General features: G+C 65.8%; 27 protein-coding genes. 19 read left to right on the forward strand and 8 right to left on the reverse strand.

What is annotated here, in order from left to right:
• The first annotated feature begins 544 nt into the window (after window positions 1-544).
• The 4 genes from LF63_RS16455 (at window position 545) to LF63_RS04700 (ending at window position 3,847) form a co-directional block, all read left to right on the forward strand.
• A complete protein-coding gene (locus LF63_RS16455) occupies window positions 545-952 on the forward strand; it encodes an endonuclease toxin domain-containing protein (protein WP_425477059.1) in 408 nt (135 codons plus the stop codon).
• A gap of 2 nt (window positions 953-954) precedes the next feature.
• Window positions 955-1,404, forward strand: coding sequence for a contact-dependent growth inhibition system immunity protein (locus tag LF63_RS15470; RefSeq protein WP_081945093.1), 450 nt, complete (start codon window positions 955-957; stop codon window positions 1,402-1,404).
• 55 nt (window positions 1,405-1,459) lie between these two features.
• Window positions 1,460-2,139, forward strand: a 680-nt coding sequence (locus tag LF63_RS16460; RefSeq protein WP_425477060.1) for a hemagglutinin repeat-containing protein, incomplete at its 3' end; no start/stop codon positions are given.
• Window positions 2,140-3,484: 1,345 nt separating this feature from the next.
• Window positions 3,485-3,847 (forward strand): hypothetical protein, encoded by a 363-nt coding sequence (locus LF63_RS04700; RefSeq protein WP_152569248.1) that lies wholly within the window; start codon window positions 3,485-3,487, stop codon window positions 3,845-3,847.
• A 343-nt stretch (window positions 3,848-4,190) separates the two neighbouring features.
• On the opposite strand, the gene LF63_RS04705 is transcribed toward LF63_RS04700, so the two are convergent.
• Window positions 4,191-5,522 (reverse strand): ammonium transporter, encoded by a 1,332-nt coding sequence (locus LF63_RS04705; RefSeq protein WP_043099979.1) that lies wholly within the window; start codon window positions 5,520-5,522, stop codon window positions 4,191-4,193.
• A 20-nt stretch (window positions 5,523-5,542) separates the two neighbouring features.
• Window positions 5,543-5,881 carry a P-II family nitrogen regulator gene (locus LF63_RS04710; RefSeq protein WP_043099981.1) on the reverse strand — a complete coding sequence of 113 codons (339 nt, stop codon included), beginning with the start codon at window positions 5,879-5,881 and terminating at the stop codon, window positions 5,543-5,545.
• A gap of 232 nt (window positions 5,882-6,113) precedes the next feature.
• Here LF63_RS04710 and LF63_RS04715 point away from each other — a divergent pair, with 232 nt between their 5' ends.
• The 13 genes from LF63_RS04715 to LF63_RS04775 all read left to right on the forward strand — a co-directional run bounded on the left by LF63_RS04715 (window position 6,114) and on the right by LF63_RS04775 (window position 18,019).
• Window positions 6,114-6,572: an SUF system Fe-S cluster assembly regulator gene (locus LF63_RS04715; protein WP_043099983.1), complete on the forward strand. Its 459-nt coding sequence runs from the start codon at window positions 6,114-6,116 to the stop codon at window positions 6,570-6,572.
• Window positions 6,569-8,041 carry a Fe-S cluster assembly protein SufB gene (sufB, locus tag LF63_RS04720; RefSeq protein WP_043099986.1) on the forward strand — a complete coding sequence of 491 codons (1,473 nt, stop codon included), beginning with the start codon at window positions 6,569-6,571 and terminating at the stop codon, window positions 8,039-8,041. The genes LF63_RS04715 and sufB overlap by 4 nt, the downstream gene beginning before the upstream one ends.
• Before the next feature lies 1 nt (window position 8,042).
• Window positions 8,043-8,393, forward strand: a complete 351-nt coding sequence (locus tag LF63_RS04725; protein ID WP_043099988.1) for a DUF3147 family protein — start codon at window positions 8,043-8,045, stop codon at window positions 8,391-8,393.
• Between the two features lie 23 nt (window positions 8,394-8,416).
• Window positions 8,417-9,061, forward strand: a complete 645-nt coding sequence (locus tag LF63_RS15180) for a lysozyme inhibitor LprI family protein (protein WP_184655041.1) — start codon at window positions 8,417-8,419, stop codon at window positions 9,059-9,061.
• A 37-nt stretch (window positions 9,062-9,098) separates the two neighbouring features.
• Window positions 9,099-9,863: a Fe-S cluster assembly ATPase SufC gene (gene sufC, locus LF63_RS04735; protein ID WP_043099990.1), complete on the forward strand. Its 765-nt coding sequence runs from the start codon at window positions 9,099-9,101 to the stop codon at window positions 9,861-9,863.
• Window positions 9,863-11,188 carry a Fe-S cluster assembly protein SufD gene (gene sufD, locus LF63_RS04740; protein WP_081945095.1) on the forward strand — a complete coding sequence of 442 codons (1,326 nt, stop codon included), beginning with the start codon at window positions 9,863-9,865 and terminating at the stop codon, window positions 11,186-11,188. Before sufC ends, sufD begins: the two co-directional genes overlap by 1 nt.
• Entirely contained in the window at window positions 11,185-11,580 is a 396-nt protein-coding gene (locus LF63_RS04745) for a cupin domain-containing protein (RefSeq protein WP_235205266.1), read from the forward strand. The genes sufD and LF63_RS04745 overlap by 4 nt, the downstream gene beginning before the upstream one ends.
• Window positions 11,577-12,821, forward strand: coding sequence for a cysteine desulfurase (locus tag LF63_RS04750; RefSeq protein WP_043099991.1), 1,245 nt, complete (start codon window positions 11,577-11,579; stop codon window positions 12,819-12,821). The genes LF63_RS04745 and LF63_RS04750 overlap by 4 nt, the downstream gene beginning before the upstream one ends.
• Window positions 12,822-12,980: 159 nt before the next feature.
• Entirely contained in the window at window positions 12,981-14,765 is a 1,785-nt protein-coding gene (locus LF63_RS04755) for an amidase (RefSeq protein ID WP_043099992.1), read from the forward strand.
• Window positions 14,766-14,817: 52 nt separating this feature from the next.
• Entirely contained in the window at window positions 14,818-15,369 is a 552-nt protein-coding gene (locus tag LF63_RS04760; protein WP_081945096.1) for a GNAT family N-acetyltransferase, read from the forward strand.
• Window positions 15,366-15,686, forward strand: coding sequence for a non-heme iron oxygenase ferredoxin subunit (locus LF63_RS04765; protein WP_043099996.1), 321 nt, complete (start codon window positions 15,366-15,368; stop codon window positions 15,684-15,686). The genes LF63_RS04760 and LF63_RS04765 overlap by 4 nt, the downstream gene beginning before the upstream one ends.
• A gap of 234 nt (window positions 15,687-15,920) precedes the next feature.
• Window positions 15,921-16,610, forward strand: coding sequence for an MtnX-like HAD-IB family phosphatase (locus LF63_RS04770; protein ID WP_043099998.1), 690 nt, complete (start codon window positions 15,921-15,923; stop codon window positions 16,608-16,610).
• Between the two features lie 11 nt (window positions 16,611-16,621).
• On the forward strand, window positions 16,622-18,019 hold the full coding sequence (locus LF63_RS04775) for an aspartate aminotransferase family protein (protein WP_043099999.1): 1,398 nt from the start codon (window positions 16,622-16,624) through the stop codon (window positions 18,017-18,019).
• A 90-nt stretch (window positions 18,020-18,109) separates the two neighbouring features.
• Here LF63_RS04775 and LF63_RS04780 read toward each other — a convergent pair whose 3' ends face one another.
• Window positions 18,110-19,330 (reverse strand): beta-ketoacyl-[acyl-carrier-protein] synthase family protein, encoded by a 1,221-nt coding sequence (locus LF63_RS04780; protein ID WP_043100000.1) that lies wholly within the window; start codon window positions 19,328-19,330, stop codon window positions 18,110-18,112.
• A 41-nt stretch (window positions 19,331-19,371) separates the two neighbouring features.
• Window positions 19,372-19,641: an acyl carrier protein gene (locus LF63_RS04785; RefSeq protein WP_043100004.1), complete on the reverse strand. Its 270-nt coding sequence runs from the start codon at window positions 19,639-19,641 to the stop codon at window positions 19,372-19,374.
• A 108-nt stretch (window positions 19,642-19,749) separates the two neighbouring features.
• On the opposite strand from LF63_RS04785, the gene LF63_RS04790 reads away from it, so the two are divergent.
• Window positions 19,750-20,829 (forward strand): peptidogalycan biosysnthesis protein, encoded by a 1,080-nt coding sequence (locus LF63_RS04790; RefSeq protein WP_043100006.1) that lies wholly within the window; start codon window positions 19,750-19,752, stop codon window positions 20,827-20,829.
• A complete protein-coding gene (locus LF63_RS04795; RefSeq protein ID WP_043100007.1) occupies window positions 20,810-21,682 on the forward strand; it encodes an arginase family protein in 873 nt (290 codons plus the stop codon). Before LF63_RS04790 ends, LF63_RS04795 begins: the two co-directional genes overlap by 20 nt.
• A gap of 7 nt (window positions 21,683-21,689) precedes the next feature.
• Here LF63_RS04795 and LF63_RS04800 read toward each other — a convergent pair whose 3' ends face one another.
• Genes LF63_RS04800 through LF63_RS04815 form a run of 4 tightly spaced genes read right to left on the reverse strand, consistent with a single transcriptional unit; the run spans window position 21,690 to window position 24,490 of the window.
• Window positions 21,690-22,913: an aminotransferase class I/II-fold pyridoxal phosphate-dependent enzyme gene (locus LF63_RS04800; RefSeq protein WP_043100009.1), complete on the reverse strand. Its 1,224-nt coding sequence runs from the start codon at window positions 22,911-22,913 to the stop codon at window positions 21,690-21,692.
• Window positions 22,897-23,277 carry an EamA family transporter gene (locus LF63_RS04805; RefSeq protein WP_043100011.1) on the reverse strand — a complete coding sequence of 127 codons (381 nt, stop codon included), beginning with the start codon at window positions 23,275-23,277 and terminating at the stop codon, window positions 22,897-22,899. Before LF63_RS04805 ends, LF63_RS04800 begins: the two co-directional genes overlap by 17 nt.
• On the reverse strand, window positions 23,274-23,633 hold the full coding sequence (locus LF63_RS04810) for a DMT family transporter (RefSeq protein WP_043100013.1): 360 nt from the start codon (window positions 23,631-23,633) through the stop codon (window positions 23,274-23,276). Before LF63_RS04810 ends, LF63_RS04805 begins: the two co-directional genes overlap by 4 nt.
• A gap of 14 nt (window positions 23,634-23,647) precedes the next feature.
• Window positions 23,648-24,490 carry an alpha/beta hydrolase gene (locus tag LF63_RS04815; RefSeq protein WP_043100014.1) on the reverse strand — a complete coding sequence of 281 codons (843 nt, stop codon included), beginning with the start codon at window positions 24,488-24,490 and terminating at the stop codon, window positions 23,648-23,650.
• Window positions 24,491-24,526: the final 36 nt, after the last annotated feature.

Below are 24,526 nucleotides of genomic sequence, written 5' to 3' on the forward strand. Positions count from 1 at the left end.
TGTCATGCTGGATAGAACAGAAGCTAGTAATTCACACTACAACTTAGCAGCTATGCAGGAAGCTCAGAGTTTCCTGCAAAACTACGCACTTTCTCAAGGCAATCCGACGATTGGGTACGATCAGGAAGGTCAGCCTGTGCCACTCTTTGGAGTATCCGCTCCCTATCAGCGGAATGATCCAACGATATTCAGCAACAACCCGCAGCCTATTAAAGTTCCGACTCTTGGTATGAGTCAGGTGTCCGATTGGACAGGTGGGTTGTTGAAAGGTCTCGCGGGGGTTCTCAATCCTGCAAACTTTGTTGATGGAGTGCATTCCACTCAGCAGATGTTTGAGGATCCGCAAGGCTGGATGAACACGCAGCAGCAGAACATGGGTGCGGTGTTCTATCAAGCGCAACAAGGTAACTTTGCGCCTGCTGGCCAAGTCGAGGGCGGCATGGCTGGGGGGGCTGTGCTGCAAGCGGCTATGGGCTATGGCATAGCGAAGCTGGGTGTTGCTCCCTCGCCGGGTGTGCTGAGCGTCACTGGTGACGGCCGCTCTATGTGGAGCAGCGTAGATACGATAAGTCCAGGATACACTTGGGAAAGTTACGTTCTTCGGAAGCAAGATCTCACTGCTCCACCTACAAACAATTTCAAAACGTTCGATGGATTCGATTTTTCGTGTGGGCTCGCGGTAAGTTGCAAGGCGATGAATCTAGAGATGCCTGGTTACACGAACAATCCTTCGTCGGTGTACTACACGCTCAAGAAATATGTGGATGCGGCGGTGAATTTCACGCGAGATGAAAAAGCTGGGTTCAAGGTTCTTGGGGAGCAGGTGCCCAATCGGACTATCGAATTAGCGGTGTCGCCGAATCCCACGCCGGCTCAGTTGCAGCAGCTTCAACGTGCTATGGATTACGCTAAGCAAAATCACATTAATCTTAATATTAGGGCGGTGAAATAGTCATGCTAAAAAGCTACGGGGCCTTTGTTTATCTGCATGGCGATGACGACCTGATAATCGGAACTCGTTCCGGGCCGGGGGCGGGGGTCATGATAGACTGGGATATTCCTGTCTCGCGGCTTTCCCTTCGCGAGGTTTCCAATAAGAAGTTAGGTGAGGTTATACGTGGCGCTTTGATGCGCGGCAGAAATATTCCGCTGCCCAACTACAAGGATGGGGAGGCCAAGCATATGGAGCTACGGGGTGTGAAAACAAGGAAAGCCCTTTACCGTAACACTAAATGCCCCACTGTTGCGTTTGTTCAAGGGGAAATTATTATCGGGGCCGATCGACAGTATGGAGTAGGGTGTTATGAGCCCATTCCGGGTACTGATGTAAGGCTTCCTGAGTCTGCTTCCGATGAGGAAATCGGGCAGGCTGTGCGCAATGCTTTAAATCAAAGTGTTGGATAGCGATATCTCATCTCTATAAGTTCAGTATGATGGTTCCAGGTGCACTTGAGTCGGCATCGGCGCCAGTACCGTCAACAGCCATGCCGACAGCCACGACGACGTCGCCTACGGCAGCCATATCCAGAGCCAGGGCGACGTCACCATCACCGCGACGAACGGTGACCTGAACGTCATCGGCAGCCAGGTGCACGGCCAGAACGTGAGCCTCTCGGCCAGCCACGATCTCAACCTGCTCAGTCAGGCCGAGCAGCACACGCAGAGCCAGTCGCAGGCGAACGCTGGTGGCGAAGTCGGCGTCAGCATCGGTCAGACCACCGGCATTTACGCCACCGTCAACGGCGGCAAGGGCCGCACCCACGGCAACGGCACGACGCACCTGGATACGCAGATTGGCGCCGATGACACGCTGAACCTGTTCGCCGGGAACGACGCCACCATCCAGGGCGCGCAGGCGACCGGCAACACGGTCCTGGCCGACATCGGTCACGATCTCCACATCGCCAGCGAGCAGGACACCAACGACTACGCCAGCAACAACTGGCAGGGTAGCGTGACCGTCGTCTACGGCTTCAGCGGCGGCGGAGCGGGTGTCAGTGGTTCGGCCAGCGCCGCGCAGACCGACTCGAAGTACAAGAGCGTCACCCAGACCAGCGGCATCGCCGCGGGCGACGGCGGTTACGACATCAGCGTCGGACACCACACCGATCTGACCGGCGGCGTCATCGCCAGCACGGCNGGCGGAGCGGGTGTCAGTGGTTCGGCCAGCGCCGCGCAGACCGACTCGAAGTACAAGAGCGTCACCCAGACCAGCGGCATCGCCGCGGGCGACGGCGGTTACGACATCAGCGTCGGACACCACACCGATCTGACCGGCGGCGTCATCGCCAGCACGGCCGATCCGTCCAGGAACCTGTTCTCGACCGGCAGCCTGAGCTACTCCGACATCCAGAACGAAGCCGACTACAGCGCCTGGAGCGCCAGCGTCGGCGGGGGCTACGGCACCGGCAATGCCAGCAACATGAGCGGCTTCACGCCCAGCGGCAGCATCCCGCAGGGCAAGAGCGAACACAGCGTCACCCACTCAGGCATCGCGCAAGGCACCGTCGATATCCGCGACAACCCCGGTCAGGACCTTTCGGGTCTGGACCGCAACCCGGACATCGACGCACAGGGCCTGAAGACCATCTTCGATGCGCAGAAGGTGGCCGAGAATCAGGAAGCGGGTCAGGTTGCCGGCTACGTGGGTATGCGTGCCGCCGGTGATCTGGAGCACAAAGAAGGCTGGAAGGCAGGAAGCGGGCAAGCCACGGTCACGCATGCGGTCGTCGGTGCAGCCGTAGCGGCGCTTGGTGGAGGCAATGTGCTACAGGGGGGGGGGGGGCGGCCGGTGCTGCCGCGGGTGAAGCCGCGACGCCCTATTATGCGTCGACAGGTTCCGCCATAACTGAGGGCGTTGGTGCGGCGGAAGGCAGCGCGTCGACTGGTTTTAGTGGGGTTAGGATAAATTGGGTCAGCCCGATGCCGGAGGCTCAGTCCACGGTTGACGGAAGCGTCACTATCGCGGGAACTGCGGATGAGCTAAGTGGTGGTGCCAGCGGGTACATGGGAGCAGCAAACGAAGCGCCAGTTTATTCCCCAAAGGCATCGGTAACAAGTCAAGACGGTGCGGCGTCGAATGCCGCAGATGGGCTCGATGCGCCGGTTTATAATTCTCAGGGCGCAACGAGAGCGGCCAAATATGGTGGCAATTGGTCGAGTGGGTCGTTGAACGAAACCGTAGAGAGCATTGCGGGATCGAATCCGGCGATAACATACACGGTATCCGGAAAAACAATCTACACGAATTCAACCACGGGTGCGTCTGTAGTGTATGACAATGCTGGTAATTACTATCGTGTGCGGAATGCGGCTGGTCAGTATCTTGATCAGAGTGGTAATGCAATACCGAACAACGTCCCTCTAGTTGGTCCGAACAAAACAACGCAAACGGGCGTTCCGCGGGATGTGAGAAATGCCTTGACGCACTTCAATAATACCGATCCGGTTAAATAAGGGTGATGTCATGACAATGCAAAATTCCATGGCTTCCATGAAAAATGAGGGAGGGAAGATACATTTGTCCGGTCCACTTTCGGAGTGGCTGTTCTCGTCTAAATTCTGGTTTGATTTCAATGCAAGGCACGGCACAATGTTCGATCAATTTGAGGAAGATGATGCTGACGTGCCGATAGTCAACGCAATCGTTGAAGCTTTGGATGTGAAGGTTTCCTTTTTGCAAAACTTGGGAGTGAGCGATATTGAATTCGTATATCGCTGGACGCCCGAGCAGGGGTTCTTGAAAATAAGTGTACCAAGAGAGTCTTTGCTGTCGGAGTTGGTGAGGTTTCGCGATTTTCTTGTTGATGCGGCAGCGAAGAATCATTGTGTGACCTTATCGCTTTAGTATTTTAAGAAAGTTGTCTCGTCCGTATTATATTTTTTTGCGCATTTTATGCTTTATTGATACAACTTTTCGGAAATCGACATGCTCAATCGAGAGTCGTTGGATAGGAGTAGATATCCTGGGCGCACTTGTGGGTGTTCGAGTGGATGGAGTTGGAATCTCTGAGCTGATATCAGCGGCAGCACCGTCAACATTCACGGCGATGCTCGCATAACATGTGCGCGCGGCTTGATCAGGCAAAGCCTTGCCCCCCGATTGCGATTCAGTATCGATTCGGTCATGCGCCGCGCGCAGGCTCCCGGTGCGGGTGCCTGCGCGGTTATAGCGAACGGTCCGATGCCCGTCAGCTCAGGTTGTAACCACGCTCTTCGTGCAGGGCGAGATCGAGGCCGAGCTGCTCTTCTTCCTGGTCGACGCGCAGGCCGATGGTCCAGCCGATCAGCTTGAGGATCACCAGGGTCAGCACGCCGCTCCACACCACCGTGAAGGCCACGCCCTTGCACTGGATCCACAGCTGCGACCACGGTCCGGCGACGTTGCCGTAGCCGCCGAACACCGCGGCGGCCAGCGGGCCGGTCAGCAGGGCGCCGACGATGCCGGCGACGGCGTGGACGCCGAACACGTCCAGCGAGTCGTCGTAACCGAGCTTGCGTTTCAGGCTGGTGGCGGAGAAGAAACAGATGACGCCGGTCACCAGACCCAGCACCAGTGCGCCGCCCGGTCCGGCGGTGCCGGCGGCGGGCGTGACGGCGACCAGTCCGGCCACCGCGCCCGAGGCGATGCCGAGCATGCTCGGGCGGCCGTGGCGCAGCCATTCGGCGATCATCCAGCCCAGCGCGGCGGCGGCGGTGGCGATCTGCGTGACCAGCATGGCCATGCCGGCCGAGCCGTTCGCCGCAACGGCCGAGCCGGCGTTGAAACCGAACCAGCCCAGCCACAGCATGCTCGCGCCCATCAGCGTGTAGCCGAGGTTGTGCGGCGCCATCGCCACGTGCGGATAGCCGTGGCGCTTGCCGATCACCAGGCAGGCGACCAGGCCGGCGATGCCGGCGTTGATGTGCACCACGGTGCCGCCGGCGAAGTCGAGCACGCCCCAGCCGCCCAGCAGCGAGCCGGGACCGCCCCAGACCATGTGCGCCATCGGCACGTAGACGATGGTGAACCACAGGCCGACGAACCACAGCAGCGCGGTGAATTTCATGCGCTCGGCCACCGCGCCGACGATCAGCGCCGGGGTGATGATGGCGAAGGTCATCTGGAACATCACGAACACGCTGGTCGGCACGGTGCCGTACAGGCTCGATGGCTGGATGCCGGCCAGCATGGCCTGTTTGAGGCTGCCGATGACCGAGTGCAGGTTGACGGTGTCGGCAATCATGCCGGTGGTGTCGAAGGCCAGGCTGTAGCCGTAGACGATCCACAGCACGCTGACCAGGGCGGTGATGGCGAAGCACTGCATCAGCACCGACAGCACGTTTTTGGCGCGCACCATGCCGCCGTAGAACAGAGCCAGGCCGGGGATCGTCATCATCAGCACCAGGAAGGTGGCGGTGAGCATCCAGGCGGTGTCGCCGGTGTCGAGGGCGGGCGTCGTGGCCTGCGCCAGCGCGGCCGGCGCGAGTGCGAGCAGCAGCACGAACAGCGATGCGCGGACGGAGAGGGTACGGAGTTTCATGGCGTGTCCTCGGCGTGCGCTCACAGCGCGTCGATGTCGGTTTCGGAAGTGCGGATGCGGATCACCTGTTCGAGGTCGGACACGAACACCTTGCCGTCGCCGACCTTGCCGGTGCGCGCCGCGCCGACGATGGCTTCCACCGCCTGTTCGAGGATGTCGTCGCTGAGCGCGATCTCGAGTTTCAGTTTCGGCAGGAAATCGACCACGTATTCCGCGCCGCGGTAGAGCTCGGTGTGGCCTTTCTGTCGACCGAAGCCCTTCACCTCGGTGACGGTCAGTCCCTGCACGCCGACTTCGGCGAGCGCTTCGCGCACGTCGTCGAGCTTGAACGGCTTGATGATGACGGTGACCCATTTCATCGTTGTTCCCCGGTAGCGGTAGCGTCTGCAGTCGCTCTTGCACGAGGTGTGCCACGCGTTGTATTCATGAAAATCAAGGATTTGCAATGGTTTTCATTGGCTGCCGAATCGATTTGCACCATGCTGCGCACATGTCGCTGGCGTGGTTGCACCAAGCTGGGGCGGGGTTTCGATTGACCCGCGCAGGCTCAATCCGTACCATTTTGGTACGTTTTAGCCGCCGCCGAACCGCATGCTCCGCGTCAGCCGCCTGACCGATTACGCCACCGTGGTGATGACTTGCCTGGCCTCGCAGCCGGGCGAGGTGCTCAGCGCTGTGCAGATCGCCGAGGAAGCACGCCTGGAATTGCCGACGGTCAGCAAGTTGCTGAAGACGCTCGGTCACGCCGGTTTGGTGGAATCGTTCCGCGGCGCCAACGGCGGCTACCGCCTGGCGCGCGAGGCCGAGCGGATCAACCTGGCCGAGATCGTCGAGGCGATGGAAGGCCCGCTGAGCATGACCGAATGCAGCGTCAGCGTCGGCCATTGCGATCACGAATCCTATTGCACGGTGCGCGGCAACTGGCAGCGCATCAACACGGTGGTGGCGCAGGCCCTGCGCGCCATGACCCTGGCCGAAATGCTGGAACCGGCGCCGCAGCCGGTGCACTTCGCGCCGCGGCCCGCCGAATCACGGAAATCCCCCACATGACCGCCGAACGCAGCGACAACGTAGCCACGCTTCGCGAGAACAACCCCGAAGTCGTCGAGGCGCTCTCGCGCCGCTACGGCGCGGGCTTCATCACCGACATCGAGACCGACAGCCTGCCGGCCGGCCTCAACGAGGACATCATCCGCGCGCTGTCGGCGCTGAAGGAAGAGCCGGAGTGGATGACCGAGTGGCGGCTGGAAGCCTATCGCCACTGGCTGACCATGCCGATGCCGGACTGGGCCAAGCTGAAGCTGTCGCCGATCGATTTCCAGGCGATCAGCTACTACGCCGCGCCGAAGAACCGGCCGAAGTCGCTGGACGAGGTCGACCCGAAGCTGCTGGAGACCTACGACAAGCTCGGCGTGCCTCTGCACGAGCGCGCGCGTCTGGCCGGCGTGGCCGTGGATGCGGTGTTCGATTCGGTGTCCGTCGGCACCACCTTCCGCAAGGAACTGGCCGAGGCCGGCGTGATCTTCTGCTCGATGAGCGAAGCGATCAAGGAACACCCGGAACTGGTGCGCGAGTACCTTGGCACGGTCGTGCCGACCGGCGACAACTACTTCGCGGCGCTGAATTCGGCGGTGTTCTCCGACGGCTCGTTCGTGTTCATTCCCAAGGGCGTGCGCTGCCCGATGGAGCTGTCCACGTACTTCCGCATCAATGCCGGCCATACCGGCCAGTTCGAGCGCACCCTGATCATCGCCGAGGACGAGGCCTACGTTTCGTACCTGGAAGGCTGCACCGCGCCGATGCGCGACGAGAACCAGCTGCACGCGGCGGTGGTCGAGCTGGTCGCGCTGGAGAAGGCGAGCATCAAGTATTCGACCGTGCAGAACTGGTATCCGGGCGACGAGAACGGCGTCGGCGGCATCTACAACTTCGTCACCAAGCGCGGCGACTGCCGCGGCGACGATTCCAAGATTTCCTGGACCCAGGTCGAGACCGGCTCGGCGATCACCTGGAAGTATCCGAGCTGCGTGCTGCGCGGCGACCGTTCGGTGGGCGAGTTCTATTCGGTGGCGCTGACGCATCATCACCAGCAGGCCGACACCGGCACCAAGATGATCCACGTCGGCAAGGGCACGCGCTCGAAGATCGTGTCCAAGGGCATCAGCGCGGGCAAGAGTTCCAACGCCTACCGCGGCCTGGTCAAGATCGAGAAGGGCGCCGAGGGCGCGCGCAACTACACGCAGTGCGACTCGCTGCTGATCGGCAAGACCTGCGGCGCGCACACCTTCCCGTACATGGAAGTGAAGAATCCGACGGCCATCGTCGAGCACGAGGCCACCACGTCCAAGATTTCCGACGATCAGTTGTTCTACTGTCGCTCGCGCGGTCTGGACGAGGAGAACGCGGTGTCGATGATCGTCGACGGTTTCTGCAAGCAGGTCTTTCGCGAGCTGCCGATGGAATTCGCGGTCGAGGCCAAGAAGCTGCTGGAAGTGTCGCTGGAAGGCGCGGTGGGCTGAGATGCCGTACCTGATCGTCAAATACCTGGTCACTGCGGCGGTGGTGGTGGCGATCTCCGAGATCGCGCGCCGCAGCGGTCGCGTCGGCGCGCTGATCGGCGCGTTGCCGCTGGTCAGCCTGCTGGCGCTGGTGTGGATGCACGTCGAGCACCGCAGCACGCAGACCATCGGCAACTACGCGTACTACACGTTCTGGTACGTGATCCCGACGCTGCCGATGTTCCTGGTGTTTCCGTGGATGCTGCAGCGTTGGGGTTTCGTGTGGTCGATGCTGGCGTTCTGCGTCGGCACGGTGTTGATCTTCCTGCTGTTCGCGCTGGTGGTGCGGCGCTTCGGCGTCCAGTTGCTGTGAACGGAGTGGATGCGATGAAGGCGATGGTGCCGCTTCTCGCGATGTGCGCGGTGTCGTTTGCCGGCCATGCCGCGGCGTCCGATACCTGGGCGTGGCAGCAGTCCGTGCAGTTCGAGGCCGATCACGATCCGTCGCGCGTGATCGTGCGCGACGGCGCGGACACGATGAATCTGGAAGTGATGTACGACGGGCTGACCTGGAAGCAGGTCGACGCCTGGCCGAAGGGCAAACCGCTGCGGTTGGCCTATGCGGAGAAGACCGGCACGGTGCTGGTCGATCCGGTCAGCGGCAAGTCGGTGACGGTGCTGGACGGTCTGAAGACGCAGCCGATCGATCGCTTGCTGGACGTCTGTCTGAAGAAGGCCGTCAGCACGCGCGACATCGTGGCCTGCTACGGCGAGGGCTACCACCGCTGGGATGCACAGATGAATCTGTGGTACCGCCGCTTCATGGCGTCGAAGGACCCCGACATCGACGCCAAGGCCAAGCAGTCGATGCGCGTGGCACAGCGGCAGTGGTTGCACTACCGCGACGCGCAGTTCGACGCGCTGAGCGATCTGTACGGACACCGCTCGGGCACGATCTGGCCGGTGATCGCGATGCACAAGCGACTGGCGCTGCCGAGGGCGCGCGCCCTCGCTCTGGCGAGTTATCTGCAGGCCTTTTGAGGCCCTGGCGACAACGAACATTCGAGTTGAGAAGAACATGCTGAAAATCGAGAATCTGCACGCTCGCGTCGAGGGCAAGGACATCCTCAAGGGCCTGTCCCTGGACATCGGCGCGGGCGAGGTGCACGCCATCATGGGACCCAACGGCGCCGGCAAATCGACGCTGGGCAACGTGCTCTCCGGGCGCGATGGCTACGAGGTCACCGAAGGCTCGGTCACCTTCATGGGCCAGGACTTGCTGGCGCTGGAGCCGGAGGAGCGTGCCGCGGCCGGCGTGTTCCTGGCGTTCCAGTACCCGGTCGAGATTCCCGGCGTGAACAACACCTACTTCCTGCGCGCGGCCTACAACGCGCAGCGCAAGGCGCGCGGCGAGGCGGAGCTGGACTCGATGGAGTTCCTGAAGATCGTGCGCGAAAAGCTGAAGATCATGAAGCTGTCGCCGGACCTGCTCAACCGCGCCGTCAACGAAGGTTTCTCCGGCGGCGAGAAGAAGCGCAACGAGATCTTCCAGATGGCGCTGCTGGAACCGAAGCTGGCGATCCTCGACGAGACCGACTCGGGCCTGGACATCGACGCGCTGAAGCAGGTCGCCGAGGGCGTCAACGCGCAGCGCGATCCGCAGCGCTCGTTCTTGCTGATCACGCATTACCAGCGACTGCTCGACTACATCGAACCGGATTACGTGCACGTGTTGGCCGACGGCCGCATCGTCGAGAGCGGCGACAAGGAACTGGCGAAGAAGCTGGAAGCGCACGGCTACGCGTGGGTCGCCGATCACGGCGAGCCGGCGGGAGCGGCGTGATGGCGTCGCCGTTCGTCGAGGCCCTGGCCGCGCATGCGACGGAGACGCTGGCGCGTCTGCCGGGTGCTGGCCTGGCCTGGCTGGATGCCGCGCGTCGCGAGCAGCTGGAGGCCTTCGTGCGCGATGGTTTGCCAGGCGCGCGCAACGAGGCCTGGAAGTACACCGCGTTGCGTGCGCTCGAACGGCGTGCGTTCCTCGCCGGCGATGCGGATGCGGCGTCGCGCGCCGTGGATATCGAAGCGCTGCGCCTGCCGGGCGTGGACGGTCCGCGACTGGTTTTCGTGCACGGCGTGTTCCGCGCCGATCTGTCGTCGCTGGACGCGCTGCCGGAAGGTTTGAGCCTGCGTCCGCTGTCGCAGGCGCTGGTCGAGGATGCCGAGCCGCTGCGGTTTTTCCTGAGTCGCGGTGGCGAGGCGTCGGCCGATGCCTTCGCGCGCCTCAACGCCGCGTTCGCGACCGACGGCATGGTGCTGTGCGTCGCACCCGGCGCGCAGATCGACGCGCCGGTGCACCTGCTGCAAGTGGGCGTGCCGGCGGACGACGATCTGGCCTGGCACGCACGGCACATCGTCGAGCTGGGCGAGGGCGCGTCGCTGACGCTGGTCGAGCATCACGCCGGCGTGGGCGCGCATCGTCATCTGGGCACGCAGGTCAGCGACGTGGTGCTGCATGCACGGTCGAAGCTGGCGTGGATCGGTCTGCAGGAATGTGCCGACGAGGCGCTGCTGATCCGTCGCGACCGCCTGCGGCTCGACGCCGACGCGCAGCTGCGGCTGCATGCCCTGGAGCTGGGCGGCGGCCTGGCGCGCCGCGAACTGGACGCCGAGCTGCGCGGCGAGGGCGCACGACTCGACACGCGCGGCGCGTTCGTGCCGCGCGGTCGGCAGCATCTGGATACGCGTCTGGATATCCGTCACGTGGCGAAGAACACCGCCAGCGATGCGCTGTGGCGCGGCGTCGCCGATCAGCGCGGTCGCGGCGTGTTCCACGGCGCGATCACGGTGGCCGAGGGTGCCGACGGCACCGACGCCGCGCTCAGCAACAAGAACCTGCTGCTGTCGCCGCATGCCGAGATCGACACCCAGCCGGTGCTGGAAATCTACGCCGACGAGGTGATGGCCGCACACGGCGCCACGGTCGGCCAGCTCGACGAGCGTTCGCTGTTCTACCTGCGCTCGCGCGGCATCCCCGTCGACGCGGCGCGCGCGCTGCTGACTCAGGCGTTCTGCCGCGCGGCGCTGGACGATCTCGATCACGAAGCCCTGCGCGAGTATCTGGGGCAGCGTCTGGTCGCGCGTCTGCCGGGCAGCGGAACGGACGCGTGAGCAAGCGCGCGCCCGGCGTGATCGATGCGCGGACCGCGCCGCACTACCGCTGGGGCGAGGTCTGCGACGGCTGGCATCTGCTGGCCGGCGACGATCTCAGCGTGATCGAGGAGCGCGTGCCGCCGGGCGCCAGCGAAACGCGTCATCGGCACACCCGCGCGCGCCAGTTCTTCTACGTGCTGGAAGGCGAGGCGACGATGGAGCTGGAAGGCGTCGAGCATGTGCTGCGCGCCGGACAGGGCCTGCACGTGCCGCCGGGTGCGACACATTGTCTGCGCAACGCGTCCGAGGCTGCGGTACGCTTTCTCGTCGTATCCGCGCCGAAGAGCCACGGCGATCGCGAAACCGTGGCCGAGGCCGACGCCTTCGTCTTTCCTGCGAGTCCGCCATGAATGCCATGCCTGCCACGCCCCCGCTGCTCGACCCCGCCGTCGTCCGCCCCGACTTCCCGGTGCTCGCGCGCGAGGTGCACGGCAAGCCGCTGGTGTACCTGGACAGCGCCAACACCGGGCAGAAGCCGCGTGCGGTGATCGAGGCGGTCGACGCCTACTACAGTCAATACAACGCCAACGTGGCGCGCGCCGTGCACGCGCTCGGCGAAGAGGCCACGACGGCCTACGAGGGCGCGCGCGACACGCTGGCGAAGTTCCTCGGCGCCAACAGCCGCGACGAGCTGGTGTTCACGTCCGGCACCACGCACGCGATCAACCTGGTGGCCTACAGCTACGCGCTGCCGCGCCTGCAGCCGGGCGACAGCATCCTGGTCACGACGATGGAGCACCACGCCAACATCGTGCCGTGGCAGCTGGTCTGCGAGCGCACGGGCGCGACGCTGAAGGTGGCGCCGATCAACGAAGCCGGCGAGCTTCTCGTCGAGCGGTTCGTCGAGCTGCTGACGCCGGACGTGAAGCTGGCGGCGTTCACCCACGTCTCCAACGTATTGGGCACCATCAATCCGGTGCGCGAACTGGCCAAGGCCTGTCGCGAGCGCGGCATCGCCTCGCTGATCGACGGCTCGCAGGCCGCGCCGCATCTGCCGCTGGACGTGAAGTCCATCGGCTGCGACTTCTACGCCGTCACCGGTCACAAGATGGCCGGTCCGACCGGCACCGGCGTGCTGTGGGCGCGAGCGGAGCATCTCGAAGCCATGCCGCCGTTCTTCGGCGGCGGCGACATGATCCGCAAGGTGCGCTTCTCGGGCACCGTGTTTGCCGACCCGCCGCACAAGTTCGAGGCCGGCACGCCCAACATCGCCGGTTTCATCGGTCTGGGCGCGGCGGCGGAGTACCTGTCCGGACTCGGCATGGCGCGCATCGACGCCACCGAGCACGCACTGCTCGAATACGCCACCGACGCGCTGAAGCAGGTGCCGGGCCTGCGCATCTTCGGCGAGGCCGCGCACAAGGCGGCGGTGATTTCGTTCCTGATCGATGGCGTGCAGTCGCACGATATGGCGACCATGCTCGACCTCGAAGGCGTGGCGGTACGCTCGGGGCATCACTGCGCGCATCCGCTGATGGACTTCTACGGCGTGCCGGCCACGGCGCGCGCCTCGATGGCGTTCTACAACACCCGCGAGGAGATCGACCGCTTCGTCGAGGCCCTGACGAAAGTGCGCAAGCTGCTGGCCTGAGCATCGATCCGGTCCCCCGGGCTTGGGGTATGCTCTGAAGCTCGAAAGCCGGCCGGAAGCACGCAGCCCAGGGATGCGGGCGTTACCGATCACCGGCGCGTCGTCCAGTGGCCGGTCTGCGTGACGCTGGGAACGGTACGCGCCTCCGCGGGGAAGCCCATGAAATCGCGTCGTCAGTTCCTTACCCGTCTGCCCATTGGCGTGCTCGGCGCCTTCGCGGCGCTCAAGCTCAAGGCCCAGGCCGCGCAGGACGTGCCCGGCACGGCGCCGGCTTTCAATACCGGCGCGGGCACGGGTCCGCAGGTGACCGAGCTGACTTTCGCCGAGGCCGAGAAGCTGGTGCAGGTGCGCATGAGCGCGGCCCAGCGCGAGCAGGCGGCATCCAGTTGGCGCACCGCGATGGCGGGCGTGCTGGAGCGACGCACCGGTCCCAACAAGGTAACGCTCGAAGACGATCTGGCGCCGGCTACGGTGTGGAACCCGCAGTTGCCCGGTCACGCGGTCGGGCCGTCCGTGGACCGTTTTCGTCCGGCCGCCGTCGATGCCGGTCCGCTGCCCGCGCACGACGCGGACATCGCGTTCGCCTCGGTCGGTCGGCTGGGGCAGTGGATTCGCAGCGGCAAGCTCACTTCCGAACGCCTGACCAGAATCTACATCGCCCGCATCAAGCGCTTCGATCCGAAGCTGCGCTGCGTCATCACGCTGCTGGAAGAACACGCGCTGAAGCAGGCGCGCCGCGCCGATCGCGAGATTGCCGCCGGTCGCTACCGCGGTCCGCTGCACGGTATCCCGTGGGGAGGCAAGGACCTGCTCGACACCGCCGGCATCCGCACCACCTACGGCGCCGAGCCGTTCCGCGACCGTGTCCCGACGGAGGACGCGGCGGTGGTGAAGCGTCTCGACGAAGCCGGCGCCGTGTTGCTGGCAAAGCTGAGCATGGGCGCGCTGGCGCTCAACGACATCTGGTTCGGCGGCCAGACCATGAATCCGTGGCTGCCCGAGGAGGGCTCCGGCGGCTCCAGCGCCGGGCCCGGTTCGGCCACGGCGGCTGGTCTGGTGGCGTTCGCGATCGGCAGCGAAACGCAGGGCAGCATCATCGATCCGGCCATGCGCTGCGGCGTCACCGGTCTGCGTCCGACCTTCGGCCGCGTGCCGCGCACGGGGGCGATGACGTTGTGCTGGACCATGGACAAGCTCGGCCCGCTGACGCGCTCGGTCGACGACACCATGCTGGTGCTGCACGCGCTGTCCGGTCCCGATGCCGGAGACGTGTACAGCCTGCCCAGCCGGCTCGACTACGACGCGGGCGCGACGGTGAAGGGGCTGAAGGTCGGTTATTTCCCCGATTGGATGAAGCAGGCCACCGACGCCGACCGCGCCGCGCTGCAGACGCTGCGCGAACTCGGTCTTGAGGCGACGCCGGTCGCGCTGCCGGATTGGCCCTACGACTCGCTCAACCTGCTGCTGTTCGCCGAAGCCGCGGCTGCATTCGAGGAACTGACGCTCAGCGGCGAGGACGCCAAGCTCACCGTGCAGACGTCCGACGCCTGGCCCAACCTGTTCCGCGAATCGCGTTTCCTGTCGGCCGTGGATTACGTGCAGGCCGATCGTCTGCGGCGCAAGGTGGCGCAGGCGATGGCCACGCTGATGGCCGACGTCGATCTGCTATTGGTGCCGTCGTTGCGCGACGAGATGCTGGTGATCGGCAACATGACCGGGCAGCCGTCGCTGACGCTGCGCACGGGTTTCGTGCACGTGAAGCAGGCGCGCAGCGACTGGGCGCCCGATCCGGCGCATCCGCTGCCGCGCTTCGATCCGCCGCGACGGGTGCCGTACGGCGTGACCCTGGTCGGTCGCCTGTTCGAGGAAGGCACCATCGCCCGCGTCGGCCTGGCCATGGAGCGCAAGCTGAAGGTGGCCCACGAGCGTCCGCCCGGCTTCTGACCGGCGGCGTCCGCATGGCCGATCCGGCCGCGCGGACGCTATCATGGCAAGCATGACGAATCCGACATCCCTAGCCTTTCGCGCGGCGGTGCGCGAGGACATTCCCGCCATCGTGACGCTGGTCGAATCGGCCTACCGCGGCGACGCCAGTCGCGTCGGCTGGACCACCGAGGCGGACCTGCTCGACGGCCAGCGCATCGACCCCGAAGGCGTGATCGCGGACATCGAGCGCGACGCCAGCCAGGTGCTGCTGGCCGAACAGGACGGCGTGCTGCTGGCCTGCTGCCACATCGAGCGCAAGGGTGATTTTGGCTACTTCGGCATGTTCGCCGTGCAGCCGGGACGCCAGGGCGGCGGGCTCGGGCGCGCGGTGCTGGCCGAGGCCGAGCGACGCCTGCAGACGGACATGGGCTGCCGCGAAGTGCGCATGACCGTGATCGACGTGCGCGACGACCTGATCGCCTGGTACGAACGCCGCGGTTACCGCCGCACCGGCGAGTACGCACCGTTCCCCTATGGCGACGAGCGCTTCGGCATTCCCAAGCGCGAGGATCTGCGCTTCGAGTGGCTGCGCAAGCCGCTGACGACGGAGCACGCCGCATGAGCGACTGGATCGAGATCGGCCCCAGCGGCGAACTGCTGCCGGGCGAGTTCAAGGTGGTCTGGGACGGCGACACGCCCATCGCGGTGTACAACATCGACGGCGATTTCTACGCGGTCGAGGACACCTGCACGCACGACGGCGGCGATCTCGCCGGCGGCGAGGTGCACGGCTTCGAGGTCGAATGTCCGCGCCACGGCGCGCGTTTCGACGTGCGCTCGGGCCGGCCGACCTGCCCGCCCGCCTACGAGCCGATCGCCTGCTTTCCGGTGAAGCAGGAAAACGGTGTGCTGTGGACGCGCGACGACCGCTTCGATTGAAGCTCGCCGCGCGGGTCTGATGACCGGCCATCGGCGACGGCTGGCGAGGCGCATGGCAAAGGAGCCATGCGTACGGAGGTTCCGGCTTGCCAAGGCGCGGCGCTTTCTCACGCGCTGCAGCAGGTTCGCCTGAAGTCCGCCTGAGCGGACTCGTGGGGCGGATGCCACCGGAAAGGGCGCCGAAAGAATGCGGTTCTAGGCTGAAAGCCTGACGAACAGCCCGGAACCGCTGCCTTGCACGACTGGACCATTCTTTGTGACTTCGACGGCACCATCGCCCTCGACGACGTCACCGATGCGCTGCTGAGCCGTTTCGCGCTTCCCGAGTGGGAGGCGATCGAAGCGCGCTGGCGCGACGGCGCGATCGGTTCGCGCGAGTGCATGACGGCGCAGGTGGCGTTGATCGACGCCTCGCTGGACGAGGTCGATGCCGTGCTCGACGCGTTGCCGATCGATCCCGCGTTCCCCGGTTTCGTGGCCGAGGCCCGTCGCCAGGGCATGCCGGTGCAGATCGTCAGCGACGGTCTCGACTACGCGATCCGCCGCATCCTCGCGCGGCACGGGCTGAGCGATCTGCCGATCCGCGCCAACCGCCTGCTGCACGATGGCACCCGCGGTTGGCAGTTGGCTTCGCCGCATGCCGACGCGGCCTGCGGCGAAGCCAGCGGTACCTGCAAGTGCGCGATTGCGCGCGGCCACGACCGCGTGCTGATGATCGGCGACGGCCTGTCGGATTTCTGCGTGTCCGGCGTGGCCGACTTCGTGTTCGCCAAGAAGAAACTGATCACCCATTGCCGCCGCGCGGGCATCCCGCACCGGCCCATCGTCGATTTCTCCGATGCGTGCGCGTTGCTCGACACGCTGCCCGAGCTGGTCGGCGACACCCTCCCCGAACTCTTCCCCCTGCGAGTCCATCTGGCATGAATACCGTTGCAATGCGCGTCCCCGAGATCGCGCCCGACGCCGACGCGGCCCTGCTGGCCGACGAAGCGAAGTACTGTTCGTTCGGCGACACCGTTCATTACACCGATCCGCCCAAGCTGTTCGAGCGCTGCGAAGGCAGCTACATGTACGACCCGTCCGGCACGCCGTTCCTGGACCTGCAGATGTGGTACTCGGCGGTCAATTTCGGCTACGCCAACGAGCGCCTGAACAACGCCCTGAAGCGCCAGATCGACCACCTGCCGCAGGTCGCCAGCCAGTACCTGCATCGCGAGAAGATCGAGCTGGCCCGCGCCATCGCCGTCGATGCCGAGCGCAAGTTCGGCCTGCCGGGTCGCGTGCATTTCAACGTCGGCGGTGCGCAGGCGGTCGAGGATTCGCTGAAGATCATCCGCAACTTCAAGAAGGGCAAGAGCCTGATGTTCGCCTTCGAGGGCGGCTATCACGGCCGTACCCTGGGCGCTTCGGCGATCACCTCCAGCTACCGTTACCGCCGCCGCTACGGCCATTTCGGCGAGCGCGCGATGTTCCTGCCGTACCCGTATCCGTTCCGTCGCCCGAAGGGCATGGACAAGGAAGAGTACGGCGAGCATCTGGTGGCCGAATTCGCGCGCCTGTTCGAGACCGAATATCACGGCGTGTGGGACCCCAAGGTCGGCGAGTGCGAGTACGCGGCGTTCTATGTCGAGCCGTTGCAGGGCACGGGCGGCTACATCGTCCCGCCGATGAACTACTTCAAGGGTCTGAAGAAGGTGCTCGATCAGTACGGCGTGCTGATGGTCACCGACGAGATCCAGATGGGTTTCTTCCGCACCGGCAAGCTGTGGTCGATCGAGCATTTCGGCGTGACGCCGGACGTGATCGTGTTCGGCAAGGCGCTGACCAACGGTCTGAACCCGCTGTCCGGCCTGTGGGCGCGCGAGGAACTGATCAACCCGACCGTGTTCCCGCCGGGTTCCACGCACTCGACCTTCAACGCCAATCCGCTGGGCACCGCGGTCGGCCTGGAGGCGATGAAGATGATGCACGAGACCGATTACGAAGCCATGGTCATGGCCAAGGGCGCGCACTTCCTCGAGGGTCTGAAGGACCTGCAGAAGCGCCACAAGGAAATCGGCGACGTCGACGGTCTGGGCCTGGCGCTGCGCGCCGAGATCTGCACCGAGGACGGCTTCACGCCGAACAAGGCGCTGGTCGATCGCATGGTCGACATCGGCCTGGCCGGCGACCTGGAGCACAACGGCAAGAAGATCGGTCTGGTGCTCGACATCGGCGGCTACTACAAGAACGTCATCACGCTGGCGCCGTCGTTGCACATCACCACCGAGGAGATCGACCTCGGCATCGCGCTGCTGGATCAGCTGCTGACCAAGGCCAAGCGCGCTGCCTGAGCGCGCTCGGTGCAAGGCATGATGGGGGAATCCGCTAGTCAGCCCCGGCGTTCGCGCCGGGGCTTTGCCATGGGCGACGAAACCGCAGGTTCAGTCTTCGCAGCGGCGCAGCGCCAGTACGGCGTTGAGGCCGCCGAAGGCGAACGAGTTGGACAGCACGGCGTCCACGCGTTGCGTGCGCGCCGTGTTGGGAATGTAGTCCAGGTCGCAGGCGGGATCGGCGTCGATGAAGTTCGCCGTGGGCGGCAGGATGTCTTCGCGCAGTGCGCCGATGGCCGCAATCAACTCCAGCGCGCCGGCGGCGCCGAGCGCGTGGCCGTGCACGCCCTTGGTCGAGGACACGGCGAGACGATCGGCATGCGTGCCGAAGACCTGGCGGATGGCGCGTGTCTCGGTCGGATCGTTGGCCGGCGTCGCGGTGCCGTGGGCGTTGATGTAGCCGACTTGTTCCGGCGCCAGACCGGCGTCGTCGAGTGCGGCACGGATGGCTTGCGCCGCGCCGTCCGCGGAGGGCGCGACGATGTCGCCAGCGTCCGCGCTCATGCCGAACCCGGCCAGCTCGGCCAGGATCGTTGCGCCACGGGCCCGGGCGTGCTCCAGCGTTTCCAGGACGAATACGCCGGCGCCTTCGCCCAGCACCATGCCGCGGCGCTGCTTGCAGAACGGGCGGCAGGTGTCGTCGGCGACCACGCGCATGGCTTCCCAGGCCCGCAGGCCGGGCAGGCTGAAGCACGATTCGGTGCCGCCGACGAGTGCGGCGTCGGCGAGGCCGCTGCGCAGCATGGCGGCGGCCTGGATCACGGCGTGGTTCGAGGACGCGCAGGCGCTGACCACGCCGAAGGCCGGTCCGGTGACGCCGAATTCGATGCTGAGATGACTGGCGGGCGCGTTCGGCATCATGCGCACGATGGACAGCGGATGCACGCGCGAAGAGCCTTCGCCGTGAACCTTTCGGGCCTGTTCGTCGCGTGCGATCTCGCCGCCGACGCCGGTGCCGATCACCGTGGCCGTGCGCGCCGCCAGACCGTTCTTGGTGAAGTCGATGCCGGCGTGGGCAACCGCCTCGCGCGCGGCGACCAGGCACATCTGGCCGGTGCGGTCGAGCAGGCTCAGGCGCGCGCTGTCGAAATGCGCCTCGGGATCGAAGTCGCGCAGTTGCGCGGCGACCTTGATGCGCATTTGCGCGTCGGGATCGGGCGAGACCAGCGGCGCGATCGCGCTGCGGCCGTCGCGCATGGCCTGCCAGAGCGGCTCGGCGCCCATGCCACAGGCGCTGATCGCGCCCATGCCGGTGATGACGATACGTCGCATGTATGTTTCCTGTGTGCCGGGGGCGCGGGATGCGGGGTCGATCAGGCCTGCGCGTCCGCGCCGTTCTGCTTGGCGGCCAGCGCTTCCTCGACGGCGTCGACCAGCCCCTTGGCCGAATCGGCGTCGAAATCGGGATCGCGGTCGGGCATGTTGATGTCGAAGTGCTCTTCGATGTCGAAGATGATCTCGATCGCCTCCAGCGAAGCGATGTTGAGATCCTTCAGCGTCGACTCGGGTTTGACCTGGTCGACGTCGACTTTGCCGTGTTCGGCGATGATCTTGAAAACCTGCTCTTGTACGGATGCGTTCATGTCGGGACTCCGTCGTGGGTCGCCGCGATGCCGAGGCGTACCGGGAGCGGCACGGGCGCGGCATCGGAGCCGTGTGATATCTCGCAATCTAGTTGGCCAATCTTGCACATGCCTTTCGTAGCACAACTGGAACCCGAAACCCTGGTGGAGCAGTTCATGCGCCATCCGCCGGAGCATTTCGCGGCGGACACGGTGGCGGGCGACGTGCCCGCCTTCATCGCGCCGTTCGATCTGCTGACCACGGCCGAGCCGGCGCTGCAACGACGCGTTCGGGGGCTGCCCGGCTACCGCTTTTGGTCGCGCTGGCTGCGTCCGCGCACGCGCTTCGTGGGCACCACGGTGACCGAATACGCCTGGCTGCCCGGCGCGGCCGATCCGCAGACACTGGCCGCCACGTTGCGGCAGGCGCACGGTCGGGAGTGCCCGTTCCTGATCGTGAAGGACATTCCGCAGGCCTCGCCGCTGCTGGATGCGGACGAGAATGCCTGGTGCGACGCTTTCGCCGAGGCCTGCGCGCAGCAGGGATTCGTGCTGCTGGAAGGGCAGGCGCTGGCCTGGGTGCCGATCGATTTCGCCGACGCCGACGAGTACCTCGCGCGGCTGTCGAAAGGTGCACGCAAGGATATCCGGCGCAAACTGCGTGCACGCGAGCAGCTGCAGGTAGAAGCCGTGGCGACCGGCGACGCGCGTTTTCGCGATCCGCAGGTGCTGGCCGAATTCATGCAGCTGTACGAAGCCGTGTTCGCGCAGAGCGAGACGCACTTCGACCGTCTCACCGCGCCGTTCTTCCACGCCCTGTTCCAGGATCGGACGAGCGGCGGCATCGTGTTCGTGTATCGACGCGATGGACGGATGATCGGCTGGAATCTCTGCTACCGGCATCGGCACGCGCTGGTGGACAAGTACGTGGGCTTCGCCTACCCGCAGGCGCGCGAATGCAACCTCTACGCGGTGAGCTGGATGCACAATCTCGAATACGCACGACAGCACGGACTCAAGCGCTACATCGCCGGCTGGACGGACCCGCAGGTGAAGGCGCACCTGGGCGCGCACATGACGTTCACGCGGCACGCGGTGCGTCCGCGCAACCCGTTGCTGCGCACGTTGCTGCAGCGGATTTCCGGTCACTTTGAAAGCGACCGTCGCTGGCACGAGGAGCAGGCCGCTCATGCGCCCGATCGTGCTTGATCTGGATGGTTCGGTGGACACGCTGGAGCGTGCCGTCGTGGTGCCGCTGGCGCACTGGTGCGACGATCTGCGCTTCGCCTGCAGTCAGCGCCGGCTGCGCGCCTTCGGCGAGCGCATGCGCGAACTGCTGCCGAACGAAGCGGGCACCGTGTTCACCGGCAGCGGCGACTTCCATCACCTGAGCGTGCCCCTGATCGAGCGCATCGCCGCGCAGCGCGGGCCGCTGGAGGTGGTGGTGTTCGACAACCACCCCGACAACATGCGCTTCGTCTTCGGCGTGCATTGCGGGTCGTGGGTGCACGACGTCGCCGCGCTGCCCAACGTGCTGCATGTGCATGTGGTCGGCATCACCTCGTCGGACATCGGTCCCATGCATGCCTGGGAGAACCGTCTGCGTCCGCTGCGTCGCGGTCGCCTGACCTATTGGTCGATCGGCGCGCGCACCGGCTGGGCGCGGGCGCTGGGCATGGGATCCGCGTTCCGCAATTTCGACGACGCACATGCGCTGCTGCAGGCCTTCCAGGCCGAGATGGCGCAACGCGACACGCCGATCTATCTGTCCATCGACAAGGACGTGCTGAGTCCCGAGGACGCGCGCACCAACTGGGACCAGGGCTGCATGCGCGAGGACGATCTGCACGCCGCGATCCGCGACCTGCGCGGTCGCATCGTGGGCAGCGACATCACCGGCGAGGTGTCGGTGGCGCGCTATGCGCACTGGTGGAAGCGTGCGTTGTCCGCGCTGGATCGGCAGCCGTCGATCCCGGGCGCCGAGCTGCGCGCATGGCAGGCGCAGCAGCATGCGGTCAATCGTCGGCTGTTGCGCACCATCGACACCGCGCGGCGGGCGTGAGGCGCGCTCAGTCGCGCTGTGCGGTCACCGTCTCCAGCGTTTTCACGATGCGCTCGAACGCATCGTCCCGCAACCAAGGACTGTTGCTGACGGTGAAACTGCGCGCCGCGAAGTCGCGCGCTTGCGGGCAGTCGTCGTCGGGCAGGATCGCGCGCAGGTCCGGGTAGTCCGACAGGGCGTGGATGAACAGCCGGCTGACGCCGAGTCCGGCCGTCCACAGCGCACGCATGACGGCATCGCGCATCGCTGCGGTTTCGCACACGAGCAGGAAGAACGGCCAGGTGCCGTGTGCGCCCGAGGCATCGTCGAGTACGCGCAGTCCGGGGATCGCGGCCAGTCGCGGCAGACGCCGCATCGCCTGTGCTCGGGTCTGTTCGAGAAAGGCCGGCAGACGCGCCGCCGCGCGGGTGGCCACGGCCTGTCGCCAGCGGCCCAGCCGGTGCAGCGGGATGCGCATCGAAAAGCGGTCGCCGACCGCGCCGACCGGATCGTCGCGGCGCAGCGCGCGTCGCAAGGGTGCGCCGTAGGCCAGGCGCAGGCCGCGCGGTCGATAGAGCGCCCAGTAGCCGAGTAGCTCCAGGCTGCGGCGCAGCTCCCAGCCCGCGCGCACGGGCAGTTCGCGCTGCGCGGTTTCCCGCAGGGCTTCGCGCGTCTGCGGCGTGCGTGCGACCAGCAGGCCGCCTTCGTAGGTGCTCAAGCCCTTGCCCGCGGCCAGACTGAACAGGCCGATGTCGCCGGCCAGGCCGCTGGGCGTGCCGTCGGCATGGCGCGCGCCCAGGGATTGCGCGGCATCCTCGATCACGGTTGCGCCGGCGGCGAGGGCCATGTCGCAGACCGTGCCGAGGTCGACCGGGCGTCCGCCCAGATGCGCCGGTATCACGGCCAGCGTCTGCGGTCCGAGTTGCGCATGTAGCGCGTCGGGATCCATCGCGAAGTGACCGGGCTGCGTGTCGCACAGGCGCAGGCGCAAGCCGCAGTGCGCGACGGCGATGGCGACCAGCGGACAGGTGTAGGCGGGCACGATCACTTCGCGTCGCTCGCTGCGCTGCGCGAGCATGCGCAGGGCGACGACCAGCGCCGCCGTGCCCGAGCAGGTGAGCAACGCGTCCTCGCAGCCGCTGTACGGCGCGAGGACCTGCGCCAGCGCGGGCTGGCCGCCGCGGAGATCGCCGAGCCGCAAGGGCAGGCCGGCCGTGGGCGGTATCTCGCGGGCGTCAGTCTTCCGCCGCATCGCCTTCGCCCTGCGCGAGGCAGAGGATGCCGGCGACGATGATGACGGCGCCGATCGCCTGCAGGAGACCGATGCGCTCGCCGAAGATCGGCACGGCGAGCAGCAGGCCGGTGACCACTTCCAGATGCGACGCGGCGAAGGCCGGACCGATCGGCGCATGCTTGAGCAGCGTCATCCAGGTGAAGAACGCGCCGACGTAGCCCGCGATCGCGCCGTATACCCACGGTCCGCTGAACAGGCGCAGCAGCCAGGCGGCGTCGGCCTGCAGCGGCAACGCGTGCATGCCGGCCAGCTTGAAACTGATCTGCGCCAGCGTGTCAAAGGCCAGCAGGGCGCCGAAACCGATCACGTAGAAGCGCTTCACAGCCCGGCTCCGACCAGCGCCACGCCGATGGTGATGAGCAGGATGCCGGTCACGCGCATGCGCGTCAGCCGTTCGCCGAACAGCCATCGACCGGCGAGCATGATCGCGACGATGTTGATGCATCCAAGCAGCAGGCCGCGGCCCAGCGGCACCAGGGTCAGGAAGGCGATCCAGGCGAGGAACTCGAACACGTAGCAGGCGCCGCCGAGCCACAGCCACGGGCGCGCCAGCATGTGCTTCCAGCGGGCCAGGCCGTCGCCGGCCTCGGGATCGCCGGCGGCGGCCTTGAAGGACAGCTGGCCGACGGTGTCGAACACCACCGTCAGCAGCCACAGCGCGAAGACGTGCGTGGACATCGGCGCCTCGGCGATCAGGCCACGCTCGCCAGCGGCAGCGGTTCGCTGCCGGCATGGCGGGCGAAGAACGCGCCCAGGCGGGCGTGCAGCAGGCGTCGTTGCCGGTCGATGGTGATCATGTGGTAGCTGTCGTCCAGCGGCAGCATTTCCACCGGGCCGGACACGCGCCGTTCGACCAGACGCGCATTCGACTTCAGGCTGGCGACGTCGTCCTCGGTGGCGTGGGCGATGAAGCACGGCGCGACGACATCGGGCAGTCGTCGCCGCGTGCGCGCGGCCAGTGTGTACATGTCGGCCAGCGCGTGCCAGGGATTGCCGGGCAGACCCGCGGCCGCGCTGTCGCCGCCGAGCATGGCCGCGCTGACGGTGGCGCGGATGCGCTCGTCGCGCAGGCCGTAGGGCGGCTGTTCCATGAAGCTGCGATGGCGGCCGATGCCGAGCCGTTTCAGCAGCGGCAGCAGGAAGGACAGGCGGCCGAGGCGGGGAATGCTCCAGCCGTCGTAGCGGAACGTGGCGCCGAGGACGCCCACGCCATGCACGCGGTTGGGGCGGTCGGCGGCCAGCAGCAGCGCAAGTAACGCGCCCATCGACAGGCCGGCCACGAACACGCGCGAGCAGCGTTGTTCCAGCGCGTCGGCCGCGGCCTGCACGCTGGCGTACCAGTCCTTCCAGTCGGTGGCGAGCAAGTCATTGTCGTCGCCACAATGGCCGGCCAGCTGCATGCCGTGCACGGTGAAGCCCGCGCGGTGCAAGCCCTTGCCGAGCAGGCGCATCTCGGCCGGCGTGCCGGTCAGGCCGTGGATCAGCAGCACCCCGTGGGGTCCGCCCTCGAACTGGAAGTCGACCTTTTCGATCATGGAGGTTTCGCGAACGGAGGAGAAAGGCGCACAGTG

The sequence above is a fragment of the Oleiagrimonas soli genome, from assembly GCF_000761445.1.
GTDB classification, from domain to species: domain Bacteria; phylum Pseudomonadota; class Gammaproteobacteria; order Xanthomonadales; family Rhodanobacteraceae; genus Oleiagrimonas; species Oleiagrimonas soli.